15 protein-coding genes are annotated in these 13,559 nt (G+C 52.3%); 8 read left to right on the top strand and 7 right to left on the bottom strand.

What is annotated here, in order from left to right; translation table 11 throughout:
• Positions 1-2,145 carry a glycogen debranching protein GlgX gene (glgX, locus tag BD749_RS14145; protein WP_101445412.1) on the bottom strand — a complete coding sequence of 715 codons (2,145 nt, stop codon included), beginning with the start codon at positions 2,143-2,145 and terminating at the stop codon, positions 1-3.
• 169 nt (positions 2,146-2,314) lie between these two features.
• On the opposite strand from glgX, the gene BD749_RS14150 reads away from it, so the two are divergent.
• The 7 genes from BD749_RS14150 to BD749_RS14180 all read left to right on the top strand — a co-directional run bounded on the left by BD749_RS14150 (position 2,315) and on the right by BD749_RS14180 (position 6,982).
• Positions 2,315-3,271, top strand: coding sequence for a CvpA family protein (locus BD749_RS14150; RefSeq protein WP_101445413.1), 957 nt, complete (start codon positions 2,315-2,317; stop codon positions 3,269-3,271).
• A gap of 30 nt (positions 3,272-3,301) precedes the next feature.
• Entirely contained in the window at positions 3,302-3,556 is a 255-nt protein-coding gene (locus BD749_RS14155) for a hypothetical protein (RefSeq protein WP_101445414.1), read from the top strand.
• A gap of 377 nt (positions 3,557-3,933) precedes the next feature.
• Positions 3,934-4,788, top strand: coding sequence for an ABC transporter ATP-binding protein (locus BD749_RS14160; RefSeq protein ID WP_101445416.1), 855 nt, complete (start codon positions 3,934-3,936; stop codon positions 4,786-4,788).
• Positions 4,772-5,548, top strand: coding sequence for a hypothetical protein (locus BD749_RS14165; protein ID WP_101445419.1), 777 nt, complete (start codon positions 4,772-4,774; stop codon positions 5,546-5,548). Before BD749_RS14160 ends, BD749_RS14165 begins: the two co-directional genes overlap by 17 nt.
• A gap of 15 nt (positions 5,549-5,563) precedes the next feature.
• Positions 5,564-5,956, top strand: coding sequence for a GntR family transcriptional regulator (locus BD749_RS14170; RefSeq protein ID WP_101445421.1), 393 nt, complete (start codon positions 5,564-5,566; stop codon positions 5,954-5,956).
• On the top strand, positions 5,953-6,696 hold the full coding sequence (locus BD749_RS14175) for a hypothetical protein (protein WP_101445423.1): 744 nt from the start codon (positions 5,953-5,955) through the stop codon (positions 6,694-6,696). The genes BD749_RS14170 and BD749_RS14175 overlap by 4 nt, the downstream gene beginning before the upstream one ends.
• A 37-nt stretch (positions 6,697-6,733) precedes the next feature.
• On the top strand, positions 6,734-6,982 hold the full coding sequence (locus tag BD749_RS14180; RefSeq protein WP_143741267.1) for a hypothetical protein: 249 nt from the start codon (positions 6,734-6,736) through the stop codon (positions 6,980-6,982).
• A gap of 67 nt (positions 6,983-7,049) precedes the next feature.
• Here BD749_RS14180 and BD749_RS14185 read toward each other — a convergent pair whose 3' ends face one another.
• Genes BD749_RS14185 through BD749_RS14195 form a run of 3 tightly spaced genes read right to left on the bottom strand, consistent with a single transcriptional unit; the run spans position 7,050 to position 8,708 of the window.
• Positions 7,050-7,718, bottom strand: a complete 669-nt coding sequence (locus tag BD749_RS14185; protein ID WP_101445428.1) for a hypothetical protein — start codon at positions 7,716-7,718, stop codon at positions 7,050-7,052.
• Positions 7,719-7,761: 43 nt separating this feature from the next.
• A complete protein-coding gene (locus tag BD749_RS14190) occupies positions 7,762-8,193 on the bottom strand; it encodes a carboxypeptidase-like regulatory domain-containing protein (RefSeq protein ID WP_101445430.1) in 432 nt (143 codons plus the stop codon).
• A 59-nt stretch (positions 8,194-8,252) separates the two neighbouring features.
• Positions 8,253-8,708 carry a GNAT family N-acetyltransferase gene (locus tag BD749_RS14195; RefSeq protein WP_101445432.1) on the bottom strand — a complete coding sequence of 152 codons (456 nt, stop codon included), beginning with the start codon at positions 8,706-8,708 and terminating at the stop codon, positions 8,253-8,255.
• 98 nt (positions 8,709-8,806) lie between these two features.
• Here BD749_RS14195 and BD749_RS14200 point away from each other — a divergent pair, with 98 nt between their 5' ends.
• A complete protein-coding gene (locus BD749_RS14200) occupies positions 8,807-9,007 on the top strand; it encodes a hypothetical protein (protein ID WP_101445434.1) in 201 nt (66 codons plus the stop codon).
• 8 nt (positions 9,008-9,015) lie between these two features.
• Here the strand turns inward: BD749_RS14200 and BD749_RS14205 are convergent, their stop codons facing one another.
• From BD749_RS14205 to BD749_RS14215, 3 genes are all read right to left on the bottom strand, one after another.
• The gene (locus tag BD749_RS14205) at positions 9,016-9,930 is read right to left on the bottom strand and encodes a YihY/virulence factor BrkB family protein (RefSeq protein WP_101445436.1); all 915 of its coding nucleotides are present in this window, start codon (positions 9,928-9,930) and stop codon (positions 9,016-9,018) included.
• A 183-nt stretch (positions 9,931-10,113) separates the two neighbouring features.
• Positions 10,114-12,006 (bottom strand): amidophosphoribosyltransferase, encoded by a 1,893-nt coding sequence (locus BD749_RS14210; protein WP_101445439.1) that lies wholly within the window; start codon positions 12,004-12,006, stop codon positions 10,114-10,116.
• Between the two features lie 15 nt (positions 12,007-12,021).
• Positions 12,022-13,530 carry an NADH-quinone oxidoreductase subunit N gene (locus tag BD749_RS14215; protein ID WP_101445443.1) on the bottom strand — a complete coding sequence of 503 codons (1,509 nt, stop codon included), beginning with the start codon at positions 13,528-13,530 and terminating at the stop codon, positions 12,022-12,024.
• Positions 13,531-13,559: the final 29 nt, after the last annotated feature.

Genomic DNA, 13,559 nt, shown 5'->3' on the forward strand with positions numbered 1-13,559 from the left:
CTATGCGGTTACCAATTGCCCTGCCGGATGGTGCAGCAGTACAATGGAGCGGCTCCCGATCCGGATGTTGCCTCCAGCCGGGATGACAGGGCCGTCGTCTTTGATCTCGTGGTGGTGAGTGTCCAGTATTTTCGTCCACTGTGCGCCATACTTCGCCTCGGGCATGGTATAGTCCAGGTCTTCGTGGTGGGCGTTGAAGATCAGGTAAAAGCTGTCGTCGATGATCTGCTCCCCTTTGGGGCCAACAGAGTGCAGGCCACGGCCGTTCAGAAACACCCCCAGCGACTTTGCAAAGTCCTGGTTCCAGTTCTCCTCCGTCATCTCCGACCCATCGGGCTGAAACCACGCGATGTCCTCTACCCCAACGCCTTTGATGGGCTGCCCCTGAAACCAGCGGCGCCGGCAGAACACCGGGTGGTTGCGGCGAAGCTCAATAATCTTTTGCGTAAAGGCAAGCAATTCTTTATCGGCGGTGAGCCAGTTGATCCACGATATCTCGTTGTCCTGGCAGTAGGCGTTGTTGTTGCCTTGCTGTGTACGGCTTATCTCATCACCGGCCACCAGCATTGGCACGCCCTGCGACAAAAACAGCGTGGTCAGGAAATTGCGTTTCTGGCGCTGGCGCAGCTCAATGATCTTTTTGTCTTTGGTCGGGCCTTCGGCACCGCAGTTCCAGGAGCGGTTGTGGCTCTCGCCGTCGTTGTTGTTTTCGCCATTGGCCTCGTTGTGCTTTTCGTTGTACGACACCAGGTCGTTGAGCGTGAAACCGTCGTGGGCCGTGATAAAGTTGATGCTGGCCGTGGGGCGTCTGTAGTCGTCGCGGTAGAGGTCGGAGCTGCCCGTGAAGCGCTCGGCAAACTCGCCCAGCGTGCTTTCCTCGCCGCGCCAGTAGTCGCGGATGCAGTCGCGGTACTTGCCGTTCCACTCGGCCCAGCCCGGCGGGAACTTACCCACCAGGTAGCCGCCCTCCCCAATGTCCCAGGGCTCCGCGATCAGCTTCACCTGCGAAATAACCGGATCCTGGTGGATAATGTCGAAGAAAGAACCCAGGCGGTCCACTTCGTGCAGCTCGCGGGCCAAAGTGGCAGCCAGGTCGAAGCGGAATCCATCCACGTGCATCTCCAGAATCCAGTAGCGCAAGCTATCCATGATCAGGCGCAGCACGGGTGGCATCATGGCGTTGAGCGTGTTGCCCGTGCCGGTGTAGTCCATGTAAAAGCGCTTGTCTTCTTCTACCAGGCGGTAGTATGAGGAGTTGTCTACGCCCCGGAATGAGAGCGTTGGGCCCATGTGGTTGCCCTCGCCGGTATGGTTGTACACCACGTCCAGTATCACCTCTATACCTGCCTTGTGCAGCGCCTTCACCATGTTCTTGAACTCCACCACCTGCTCGCCCAGCGTGCCACTGCTCGAGTAGCGCACATCTGGCGCAAAAAAACCGATGGAGTTGTAGCCCCAGTAATTGGTAAGCCCGTTGTCAGCCAGGTGCCGGTCGGTGATAAAGTGGTGTACCGGCATCAGCTCAATGGCCGTAATGCCCAGTTCTTGTAGGTGCTTGATGGTAACCGGGTGCCCGATGGCTGCATAGCTCCCACGGATCTCCTCAGGTATATCGGGGTGCAGCTTGGTGAGTCCTTTGACATGCGCCTCATAAATGATGGATCTGTGGTATGGAATCTTAGGTGCTTTGTCGCCCTCCCAGTCATAGTTCGGGTCCACCACCACGCTGCAAGGTATAAAGGGAGCGCTGTCGAGCGTGCTCATTTTCAGGTCTTCTTCGTCGCTGCCAATTTCATAGCCAAAAAGCGAGTCGTGCCAGTTGATCGTGCCCGAAATAGCCTTGGCGTACGGGTCGATCAGGAGCTTGCTGGGGTTGAACCGATGCCCGTTGGCGGGTTCGTACGGTCCGTACACGCGGTAGCCATACAGCTGGCCAGGCCTGATCTCGGGCAGGTATGCGTGCCACACCTGGTGGGTACGCTCTGTCATTTTTATCTTCACCGATTCGCTTTCGTCTTCGGTCGTGTTGAAAAGGCATAGTTCTACGCCAGTCGCATTGTCGGCGTACAGGGCAAAGTTCACGCCTGCTCCATCCCAGGTGGCACCCAACGGGTATGGGCTGCCAGGGTATACAGTGATATTCATAAGGATTTTGTAACTTAGATAGTTGTTAATATCCTTTTCGGGACTTTCACGTCTACGCAGAAAGCCCTGAAAGAGTCGGGCTATACCTTTATTTATTGTCAGGTATGGGAGATGGCTGTATTGTAGCTTTCATGTGCTCACGACGCACACTAAATTTAAATGACCCGGAATGAACGCCCTTGATTTTCTGCTATTCGCGCTTGTGCTGCTCAGTGCCTACATGGGTTGGCGCCGTGGTTTTGCCTTCAGCCTGCTGGACCTAGTGCGCTGGGTGGGCTCTCTGGCACTCAGTTTCCGGCTATACCCCGCGCTCGCCGACTGGCTCAGCCGCGCCACCGACTGGAACGTGTACTGGATTCCGCCCATCTCCTTTTTCATCATCGCGGTACTTTCCAGCATGCTCATTCAGTTTATCGGATCGCTCATACTGGACCTGTTTTCAGATGAGATGCACGAACATCCTGTTAACAAAGTGCTGGGCACTATTCCGGGTCTGTTGAGCGGCGTTATCACCATTGCCATTATTACCATACTGCTGTTGCTGCTCCCCTTGCCGGAGCGCATTCAGCACTATGTACAGCAGAGCAGCATGGCAGGCAGGTTTGGCAACTATACCCATTTGGCGGAGAACGAGCTCAATTCGGTATTTGACCGCGTGACAGAACGCACCCTGAACGAACTCGCTGTTGCAACTGAAACCAACCAACTCGTTGAGCTGCCATTCACGACCGAAGACTACCAGCCAATGCCGGCACTGGAGGCCCGTATGCTGAAACTTTTGAACCAGGAGCGCATCGCCAGGGATTTGCCGCCGCTGCAAGCCGATCCGTCCCTCACCACGGTTGCCCGACGCCACGCCGCCGACATGTTTACCCGTGGCTATTTTTCGCATGTGAGCCCGGAGGGTGCCAGCGCTGCCGACCGTATACGGGAGGCCAATATTCCGTTTCGGGCGGTGGGCGAGAACCTGGCCTTCGCTCCCAGCCTCCGCATTGCCCACGAAGGGCTGATGGAGTCGCCGGGACACCGGGCGAACATCCTGCATGAGCGTTTCGGGCGGGTAGGTATAGGTGTGCTGCAAAGCAAAGCACATGGCCTGATGATCACCCAGAAGTTTCGGAATTGACGTATACCGGAGTAGTTTCCAGGTATAGCCATGCAGCCAGACAGCAGTCATTTTATCAGCATACAGCTCGGTCATGACGACCAAACCGCCATCTTTATCCTGGATGTCAGTAAACTGTGCTTTGCCTATTTTAAACCGGAAACCGAGCAGCAAACCGCTAAGTTGGTGCTCGATTTCGGAGCCTCCCAAAAGATATTCGAGAAGCAGGACGCAGAGCAGGTATACCTGGCACTTTCGCAGCATCACGCTTTTAAATTTGACCCAACCGGCAGGTATAGCACTTAAACCAACTCCTGCATTCCGCTCAGATAGCTACCTCTGACTGGACATTATACTTCTCTTTATCAAATCAGCCGAAACCCGAGGTCCGTTTCGTTCTCTTCTCTTGGTCATCCTGATAAAGAATCCTGGTCAAGGGAATTCTAACCTCCGCTTGTAGCATATACCCTCCATGAAGTAGAGGCTTTTACTTCAGACAAGTTTCTTAACAGACTGACAAGAGTTTTTGCTTAGAATGGAGCAGACCTGAATTGAGCCCTTTAATGTGTTGACTGATAGTGTATATAGCCTTTTTATATATTTTATAAAAATAATTTGGTATTGATAAAACAATATCTACATTTGTAGTGTACTATTTAACTAATACACTAAAACAAACAGATATGATACAGATTGAAAACCTCAGTTTTGGGTATAGCCGCAAGTCGCTGCTGTTCCGGAACCTGAACCTCAGGCTGCAGGAGGGCCATATTTATGGACTGCTGGGTAAGAACGGGGCAGGCAAGTCCACGCTGCTCAAAAACATGGTGGGGCTCGTCTCTCCGATGGAGGGCAGTTGCCGGGTAAACGGCCTTGAGGCTAGCAAGCGCTTCCCTGCCATGCTCGAGGATCTGTATTTTATTCCGGAAGAGATTTACACGCCCTCGCTTACGGCCCGCCAGTTTGTGGCAAACACCGCCCCGTTCTACCCGCTTTTCGACGAAGAGGCTTTTTACCGTTACCTTTCTGAGTTCGATGTGCCGCAACAGGAGGTGTTCAGCAAAATGTCGTTTGGGCAACAAAAGAAAGCCATTATCGCTTTCGGACTGGCCACCAACACCAGCGTGCTGATCATGGACGAGCCGACCAACGGCCTGGACATCCCTTCCAAAGTACAGTTTCGTCGCATCATTGCCTCTGCCCTCACCGAGCACCGCTGCATCATCATCTCCACTCACCAGGTGCGCGACCTCGACAGCCTGATCGACACGCTGGTGGTGGTGCATGACCGGGAGATCGTGCTGAACGAGTCGCTGGATACGATCAGCGAGCGGCTCTCGTTTACGACCATACCGGAAACCGAAGCCCAGAATGCGCTTTACACCGAGGATGCGCTACGTGGCAAAAATGCCATCCTACCCAACCTGATGGGCAACTACAGTAAGGTGGACATGGAGCTGCTCTTCAACGCCATTACCAGCGGCAACACTTCTGTAACCGAAATTCTAAAAAGACCTCATTATGAACAATCATTTTAACCTGAGCCGCTTTGCGTTGTTGTTTCGTAAGCACACTGCAGAGCAATACAAGACCTACCTGCTGTCGCTGGGCGTATTGCTGGGCGCCATGTTCCTGATCATGGGCATGGCCAGCTACCTGGCTTCCAGACCAATAGCTACTTCTGAGCAGTCCATCTTTTTCATGTTTTTTATGATGGGAGCTGGCATGGTGTTCTCAAGTACTGTGTTTGCGCAACTAGGTGATAAAAAGAAGGCCATCGCCTTTCTAACCCTGCCCGCTTCTCAACTGGAAAAATACCTGGTGGGCTGGCTCTATTCGTTCCCTATTTTTCTGCTGCTGTTTATACCTTCTTTTTACCTGGTACTCTCCATTCTGCTCAGCATCGACCCGCGGGTAAGCGATGATTCGGACATGATCAACATACTGACCTCGGAGCCGCACCTGCATGTGTTGCTGACTTTTTACGCGCTTTTCAATGCCCTGATGCTGGTAGGTTCGGCTTACTTCAACAAGCATCATTTTATCAAAACGGCGTTTGCTGGTTTCTTAGGCCTCCTCCTGTTCTACAACCTGAACAAGCTTTGGGTACAGGCCATGCTGGGACGTGACCTGGTTTCGGCGGGTCCTTTCTCGGCGGCCTATTTTATGGAAAATGAAAAGCGTTTCGAGGTAGGCGCTTACGAAGGAAATGAGTCGCTGATTCTGTTACTGTTGGTTGCGCTGGCCCTGATCAGCTGGGTGGTGGCTTATTTTAAAATAAAGGAGAAGCAGGTATAGCAGGGAGGAAACAAGATGGAATTTAAAGAGAACGAACCCATTTACCTGCAGATAGCGGCGCATGTGTGCGACCAGATCCTGTTGGGCAAATGGGCAGCAGAAGACAAGATCCCGTCGGTGCGCGACCTGGCGGTGAGTTTCCAGGTGAACCCTAATACGGTGATGCGTACCTACGAGCAGCTGCAAAACCAGGAGGTGATCTACAACAAGCGCGGCATCGGCTTTTTTGTGACGCCAGATGCCGTCCAGAAAGTAAAAGCGCAACGCAAAGAGCGCTTTCTGCAGCAGGACCTTCCGGCCTTTTTCCGCAACATCTTTTTGCTGGAAATTGACCTGGACGATATTCAGCAGCGCTACGAAGCTTTTAAAACACAAAATTACGAATCAGAAATTGAGCAGAAACCATGAAAACCAGCAATAAACTCTTACTCTTCGCCCTCGTTGTGCTGCTGAGCGCACTGGCTACCTACAACATTGCGCTAAAGGCCGAATACAACACCAAGTCTTACCGGGACCCTTACCGCAACTACATCGTCCTGGACTACAGCGGCTTCGAGGAGATTAACGTGAACGCAGGCGACATGCTCAATGTGCTGATCGAGCCAGGCGACGAGCATGCGGTATACCTGTATAAGGGCAACGAAGAGGTAGTGCAGATCAACCAGGAAGCCAATACACTGAAGGTTGATGTGGCCAATACTGACGAGCAAAAAGGCGTACGTGGCTGGGGCTCTCCACACCTGATCATCAAAACGCCAAGCCTGCACATCCTACGCGCCAACGCCACGCACACCCTAAACGGTGAACCCGTGACCCATGTGCAGCGCCTGAATACGGCCAGTTACCTGAACACCAAGTTGATCGGATTTAAACTGGACAGCCTCACACTGGAGCTTGACAATGGCGTGATGGTGCAATTGGATGGAAACGAGCTACAGCGCCTGCATGCCGTTACAGGCACCAGTCCGGAAAGTGAGCCTAAGCTACTCATTCATAACAGCAATAAAATACAGCAGGCCAACTTCGACATCCGCAACCGCAGCTACTTGTCGCTGCTCAACGTGGCTATACCTGCACTGCAGTATACCTTGTCAGAGCAGGCGCAGGTGGAACTTACCGGAGAAGCATTGGCCGTATTGAGAAAGTAATTCGGTGACAGCGATGAAAAAAGCGGGATTAATACTTTTGGCTGGACTCTTACTTTTCAGCCTGACACATAGCAGTAGACAGGTTTCGGGGCAAATCCTATGCCTTAAAGCGCACTCTGACCTGGAAGGGAAGTGCCATGTGGCCGGCTATACCTACGACACCAATCAGTCGGATGTGCCAGCAGAACTTGCCACACTTCAGGAACCCGCAACAGAACAAGTTACCTTAACTGGCAGGATGCTGCAATTGCTAGACACGTTTGCCAGGCTGGTGATGGTGATCTAAGCAGTAGACTTCACTTTAAATCAAAGGCCCGGGCATTAAGTCCGGGCTTTTGATTTTGGATGTTTTGTCACAAGGTATAGCCTATTCCCAGCATGGAGTTGACCGTATGCATCGGCTGTTTTAACGTGCTACGGTTACCCTTTGCATCCGTGATCTCGAAGCTTGGGCGGGTCCTGAGCACGCCTATTTCCACGGTGAGAAGGAAGCGGCCGTTCTGAATTGCAAACCCGCTCGACAAGCCGTAAGCCGGTACCAGTACCGGATCAGCGCTGTGTCGTATAGGGCCAAAGGTCGTTTCAACCCGTACTTCGGGCGATTTGTTTAGAGCCGCACCCAGAGAGCCCTTTACAAAGCCAAACACAGTGCCAGGCGGTGTTTGCAGGTATATATCGGCCAAGGCATAAGTCGTCTTCCACCCACTCGCCTTGCGGTGCTGTACTAATTCATCATCAGGTGCTGCAAACATATCTAAGTCGAAGCGATTGAAACGGAAGCCCGCCGTGGCACCCACCGCCAGGTAAGGTTTTATGTCCACACGGTAGTTCCCCTGCACATTCGCCCCTCTTCTGGCCAGCGGCGGGTAGTCGTCCTCAAAATGGTCTTTCTTGAAATCGCCGATCGGTGCCGCCATGCCCACCTGCAGGCCAAAACGCCGCGCGCGTTGTGCCTGTGCCGTTGCAGCCAGACAAGCCATCAGAACAAGGGAAATCAGAAGACGAGAGGTGAGGTAGCGCATAATACATCCGAGATTGGTCAGGTATAGCAAAAGCGGCAGGCCATCAGTTGATCACAAAATCATGCGTGAAAGTGGTGTCGCGTTTCAGTTCACTTGAGTACAAGGTATAACGCTGGCAATTCGTCTCGTTACAACCTCTGCCTTGCGGCACTATCTCTATTTCCCCTTCCATCATCTCTTCATCGCGCAGCAGGAAGCGCAAGGTATAGCTACCGTCATTGTCGGAATGGGCGACGGCTTTTTTCCGGACCGTGCCGCCGATGCCCTCTTTAAAACTCTTCCGGTTATCCCAAGTGGCCAATATCTGCATACCCGGAATGGGTTGTCCGCTGGCAGCCCGCAATACCCTACCTGTTACCTCGGTGCAGGATCCGGGACAGTATTTGCTGATGTAGTCGTCTTCTTTCTCAATGCAGCCGGTCAGCAGCAGCGACAGGATTCCGGATACCACCCAGGTCTTGAGATTTGTTTTCATCAGGAGCAGCGCTTATTCCTTAACAAGATAATAAAAAACGGCTATACTCCAATTCGAGGCTATACCTGCTTCACCATTTTGATATGGTCGATCCCGTCCTCGTCGTATACCTCGCTGGACTGCTCAAAGCCAAAGCGCTCATAAAATTTCTTCGCATACAGCTGCGCCCCGATCCGGATCGGCCCTTGTCCAAACAACCGATAGCACTCCTGAATAGAGTAATCGACCAGTTCCTGGCCTACCCCCGTGCCCCGCACCAACTGGCTTGTCACGATGCGACCGATCGACATCATGTCGGGGTACGATACCCCGACCGGCACCAGGCGCGATGTGGCGACCAAAACATTATCCTGGTTGTAAAAAAGTACATGATGGCACACCTGGTCCTTATCGTCCATGTCGAGGAACACACATTGCTGCTCTACCACAAACACCTCGCTCCGAAGCCGCAGCATATCGTAAAGTTCGTTGGGTGTCAGGTCGTGGAAGGCTTTGCAGATTTTAGTAAGGGCCATACGGGAAGCTAAGGTTATTTGTATTGTTCTTGCCAAAGATACGGCTCCCCGCCATTTATACCTATATTTGCGCTTTACCTCAAAACACAGCATCCCCCATGGCAAGCGATATGCTCGAAATCCTTTTCAATATCATCCCACTGGCGCTGTTCCTATATCTGTCCCTTACGCTGATGGGCGTTATCAAATACAACCAGCATACTGCCTTTCTTTCCAACGCCTCTCCCATCACCAAATTCGCCGTGTATGGCGGCACCGTTGCTTTTGCTATTATGGCTATTATAGACTTGACTAAATAAGGCTTTACTTAGCTTCTATCCCCATTCACCTTCTCATACTTCTCCGCAATTTCGGAGGGCTCTACTTTTCGACCGTGGTTGTCGGCGTAGGCCTTGGTGACTTCTGCACCCAGCATGAGGATAACCGAAGAGTAGAAAACCCACAGTAAAACGACGACAAAAGACCCCGCGGCCGCATAGAAACCGACCACTTTCACACTGCCCAGAATGTAGTCTATCACTTCTTTGCCGATCAGGAACAGAATGGAGGTGATGATACCTCCGGCTAAGGCATCCTGCCATTGTACCTTTGCGTCGGGTAGTATTTTGTGTATCGCTGTGAAAAACGCCAGCACCACCAGGATCGAAAAACCGGTTTTGATCAGTTTGATAGTGGAAGTCAGGTGCTCCTCCAGCAGCTCGTAAAGGGGATCGCTGAATACAATCAGGGCCGCATCAAAAACCAGGCTCAGCAGCAGCAGAAATCCCAGCCCGGCAACGATGCCAAGGGTCACAAGGCGGTAACGAAGCAGTTTCAGGTAGTTCACGTCGTGCTTCACCCTAATATGCCAAACCGAATTGAGGGCTTTTTGCATGATGAAGAAAATGATGGTGGCGCTTTTCACAACCACGGCTACCCCTATCAATATACTCCAAAAGCCAATGGGTATCTGCGTCACGTTGTCGAGCAAGTCATTTACCTGTTTGCCCACATCTTCACTCATCAAGTCCTCCATCTGTTTGACGATCTCTGCCTGCACTGTCTCTTTGGCAAAGAACACAGAACCTGCCAGGGTAAGCACGATCAGAATGGCGGGCAAAGAAAAAATAGTAAAAAAGGCGATGGCGCCACTATACACAATGGGCTCCCCCCGCTGAAAGTTTTTGTAAGAGTCTTTCAGTATATTCTTTGTACTACGCCAAAATCCTTGCTTGTGCTCCATGTATAGCTTTTGTGCCCGATGCGCATTAAGTTAACGACCGGACCTTATTTTGGTTAAAAGCAAAGAAAAGCAGAATTGTTCAGGGCACCCTCTGCAAAAAGTGCTATACCTGCTGAGAGGCAGCCCCATAAAAAAAGCCTGTCCTTCTACAGAACAGGCTTTTGAATGTAAATTCCGTTGTGATTAGTAAGCACGTACCGCCTTGTTTTCCACGAAGTTCATGAAGGCACGGTTCACGACGCGGGTACCACCCGGCGTTGGGTAGTTGCCGGTAAAGTACCAGTCGCCTTTGTGATTCGGGCAGGCCAGGTGCAGGTCTTCGATGCGCTGGTAGATTACTTGTACTTCGGCGTTTACTTCTGGCGCTTTCACAATCTCTGATACTTTAGCAGAGATCTCATCGTGCGTGAACAGGTCGAACAGCTCCTTCACGTAATTGGTTTCCATGATAGCCGGAGTACCCTGTACAGCCTGTATCTTGTCGTATACCTCGTCCACTTTGTAGTACATGTCTCTGTCCTTCAACAAAGCCAGCATGGCGCGGAATGCCACAAACTCTTTCACGCGCGACATGTCGATGCCATAGCAGTCCGGGTAGCGGATCTGCGGTGCGCAGGAAACGATGATGATCTTTTTCGGCTCCAGCTTATCGAGCATCCGGATGATACTTTTCTCCAAGGTCGTGCCGCGCACGATGGAGTCGTCGAGCACCACCAAGGTATCGATGCCTTTTTTCACCACCTCGTAAGTCGTGTCGTACACGTGCGTTACCAGGTCGTCGCGGCTGTCGTTGTCGGTGATGAAGGTACGAAGCTTCACGTCTTTGATCACGAGCTTCTCGGCACGCGGCTTAAACTGCAGGATCTCGTCCAGCTGCTCTTCTGAAAGCTCCTGGTTCAGGATGGCCTGCTTGCGGTACGCACGCAGGTAGTCCTCGATCCCCTTCATCATGCCCAGCCAGGACGACTCAGCCGTGTTCGGGATGTACGAGAATACTGTGTTTTTCAGGTCGTAATCAATCGCCTCAAGTATCTGTGGACAGAGGCGGCGGCCCATGTTCTTGCGCTCTTCATAAATCTCGGGGTCATTACCACGGGAGAAGTAGATGCGCTCGAAGCTGCAGGATTTCTTCTCGAGCTGCGGCAGAATCTCTTTCAGATCCGCGTTACCGGCTTTGTCCACAATCAGGGCATGGCCTGGGGTAATTTCGCGGATCTCGCTGTACTCGATGTCGAAAGCGGTTTTGATGGCTGGTTTCTCAGAGGCAATCACCACCACTTCGTCATCCATATAATAATAAGCCGGACGGATACCGTTGGGGTCGCGCACCACGAAGGAGGCCCCGTAGCCGGTCAGGCCTGCCATAGCATAGCCCCCGTCGAAGTCCTTACAGGCACGCTTGAGCACGCGCTGCAGACTCAGGTTATCTTCGATCAGGGAAGTGATCTCTTTATTGGAATACTCATCTTTGTAAGACTCGAACAGCATCTGGTTTTCCTCGTCCAGGAAGTGGCCGATCTTTTCGAGCACCGTGATGGTATCAGATTTCTGCTTCGGATGCTGGCCCAGTTCGATGAGTTTGTGGAACTGCTCGTCCACGTTGGTCATGTTGAAGTTACCGGCTACGGCCAGGCTGCGGCTGCGCCAGTTGTTTTCGCGCACCATCGGATGGCAGTTATCTACGGAGTTGATGCCGTGCGTACCGTAACGCAGGTGGCCCAGGTATACATCGCCCAGGAAAGGCAGGTTCTCCCACACCCAATCCGTATGCTGCGATTTCTCAGGCTGGTCTTCTTTCAGCTTTTTGAACTCCTTGCCAATCTTCCCGAAAATGCTGTCAATGGCGCGGGTCTTCACAGAGCGGAAGCGGCTGATGTACTCCATACCCGGCCCCGCGTCTATTTTGATGCTGGCTACCCCCGCCCCGTCCTGTCCGCGGTTATGCTGCTTTTGCATCAGCAGGTATAGCTTATTGACACCGTACATCGGAGTGCCGTACTTTTCAACGTAATATTCGATTGGTTTTCGGAGCCTGATCAGGGCTATACCGCACTCGTGCTTAATAGAATCGCTCATAGGGTTGTAAAGTATCTAGGCCAGCAGTTTTTCTATCCAGTGCAGCAGCAGGTCAGGCTTAAAGAAGAAGACCAGCAGCGGCAAGGCGAAAAAAACAAGCAGCAGCTTATTTGACAGTGAAATAACTAAATTTTCGTCAGTTTGATTCCTTTTCAGGAAAAGGTAATATGGTATTTTGATATAGTAGAACAAAGCCACCCCTGTCAGCAGGATACCAACCACCAGCAGCACCAGCAGTAAAGTCTGTCCGGTGGCGGTATAAGCCTCCCAGACATTGCTAAAGACAAGCAGCTTGCCCATGAAGCCAGCCAGTGGCGGAAGCCCGGTAAGCGAGAGCAGAAAGAGCAGCGCCATGATGCCGGCAAACGGAATGCGGGGTCCCATCCCCTGAAAATCCTCGAGCGTACGTACCTGCCAGTTATCCTCAGCCATCTGCAGGAACAGGAACATACCGAAGTTCATAAAGAGCAGCACCGTCATGTAAAACAGCACGCTCACGGTATAGTCGCTGCCAAAAGCCAACAGCGCCATCAGCAAAAAACCGGCATGCGACACAGAGGAGAAAGCCATCAGGCGACGTGGCGTGCGCTGCCAGAGCGCCGTGAAGTTACCGACCGCCAGTGTTACCAGGGCGGCTATACCTAAGAAAAGCTGCACATCAGAAAAAGCATTGGCAATAGTCGGGTCGGCGAAGGCCGCCACAAAGCGCAAGATGACGATGATGCCCGCCATTTTAGGACCCGTGGAGAAAAGTGCCACAATCGGCATGGGCGCCCCCTGGTATACATCCGGCGTCCAGAAGTGAAAAGGCGCAGCCGATATTTTGAACAGAAAACCAGCAAACACCAGTATGGCTGCCACCGTCACCATCAACGGACTGGCATCTAAAAGACTGCGCCAGAACGACACTAAGGTATAATCCAGTGAACCAGTGAGGCCGTAGAAAAAGGACATGCCATAGAGCATGACACCTGCCGAAAGCGTGCCGTAGAGCACGTACTTCAGGCCAGCCTCCACGGCGCGTTTTTCTTCTTTGAGGGTGAGCGTGAGGATGTAGGAAGCTATGGAAACGACCTCGATCGCCAGGAAAACCATGAGCAGGTTTACGGATTTGGCCATCAGGTTGAGTCCCAGCACGAGCATCAGGATCAGGGCGTAGTACTCGCCACGGCCTTCACCCTGCTTGCGCTTTTCAATTTTCGGGTTCTGCAGCGAGAGCAGAATCGTAAAAATCCCCGTCAGGCTGAAGAGTATACCTGCGTAGCGTGCAATGCCGTCGGAGCGCAACAGGTTCAGGAACTGCACCTCAGCCAGATGCCTGTCCAGCACCAGCAGCACCAGTACGGAGAAAAGCCCGGTGAGGGCCACCCAAGGTAACAGCCGCTTAATTGTTTTGGATTTGAAGAGGTCAAGCGTAACCAGCAGCAGGAAGAAGATAGCCAGCAGCAATTCGGGCAGCAACGAGCCTGCTCCAGCTAAGATGCTGTCGATGGCTTGGGTGAGGTATGCTGCCTGTTCTTCCACGTGTCGGTATAAGGTATAAGTCAAGGCGC

The sequence above is a fragment of the Pontibacter ramchanderi genome, from assembly GCF_002846395.1.
GTDB classification, from domain to species: domain Bacteria; phylum Bacteroidota; class Bacteroidia; order Cytophagales; family Hymenobacteraceae; genus Pontibacter; species Pontibacter ramchanderi.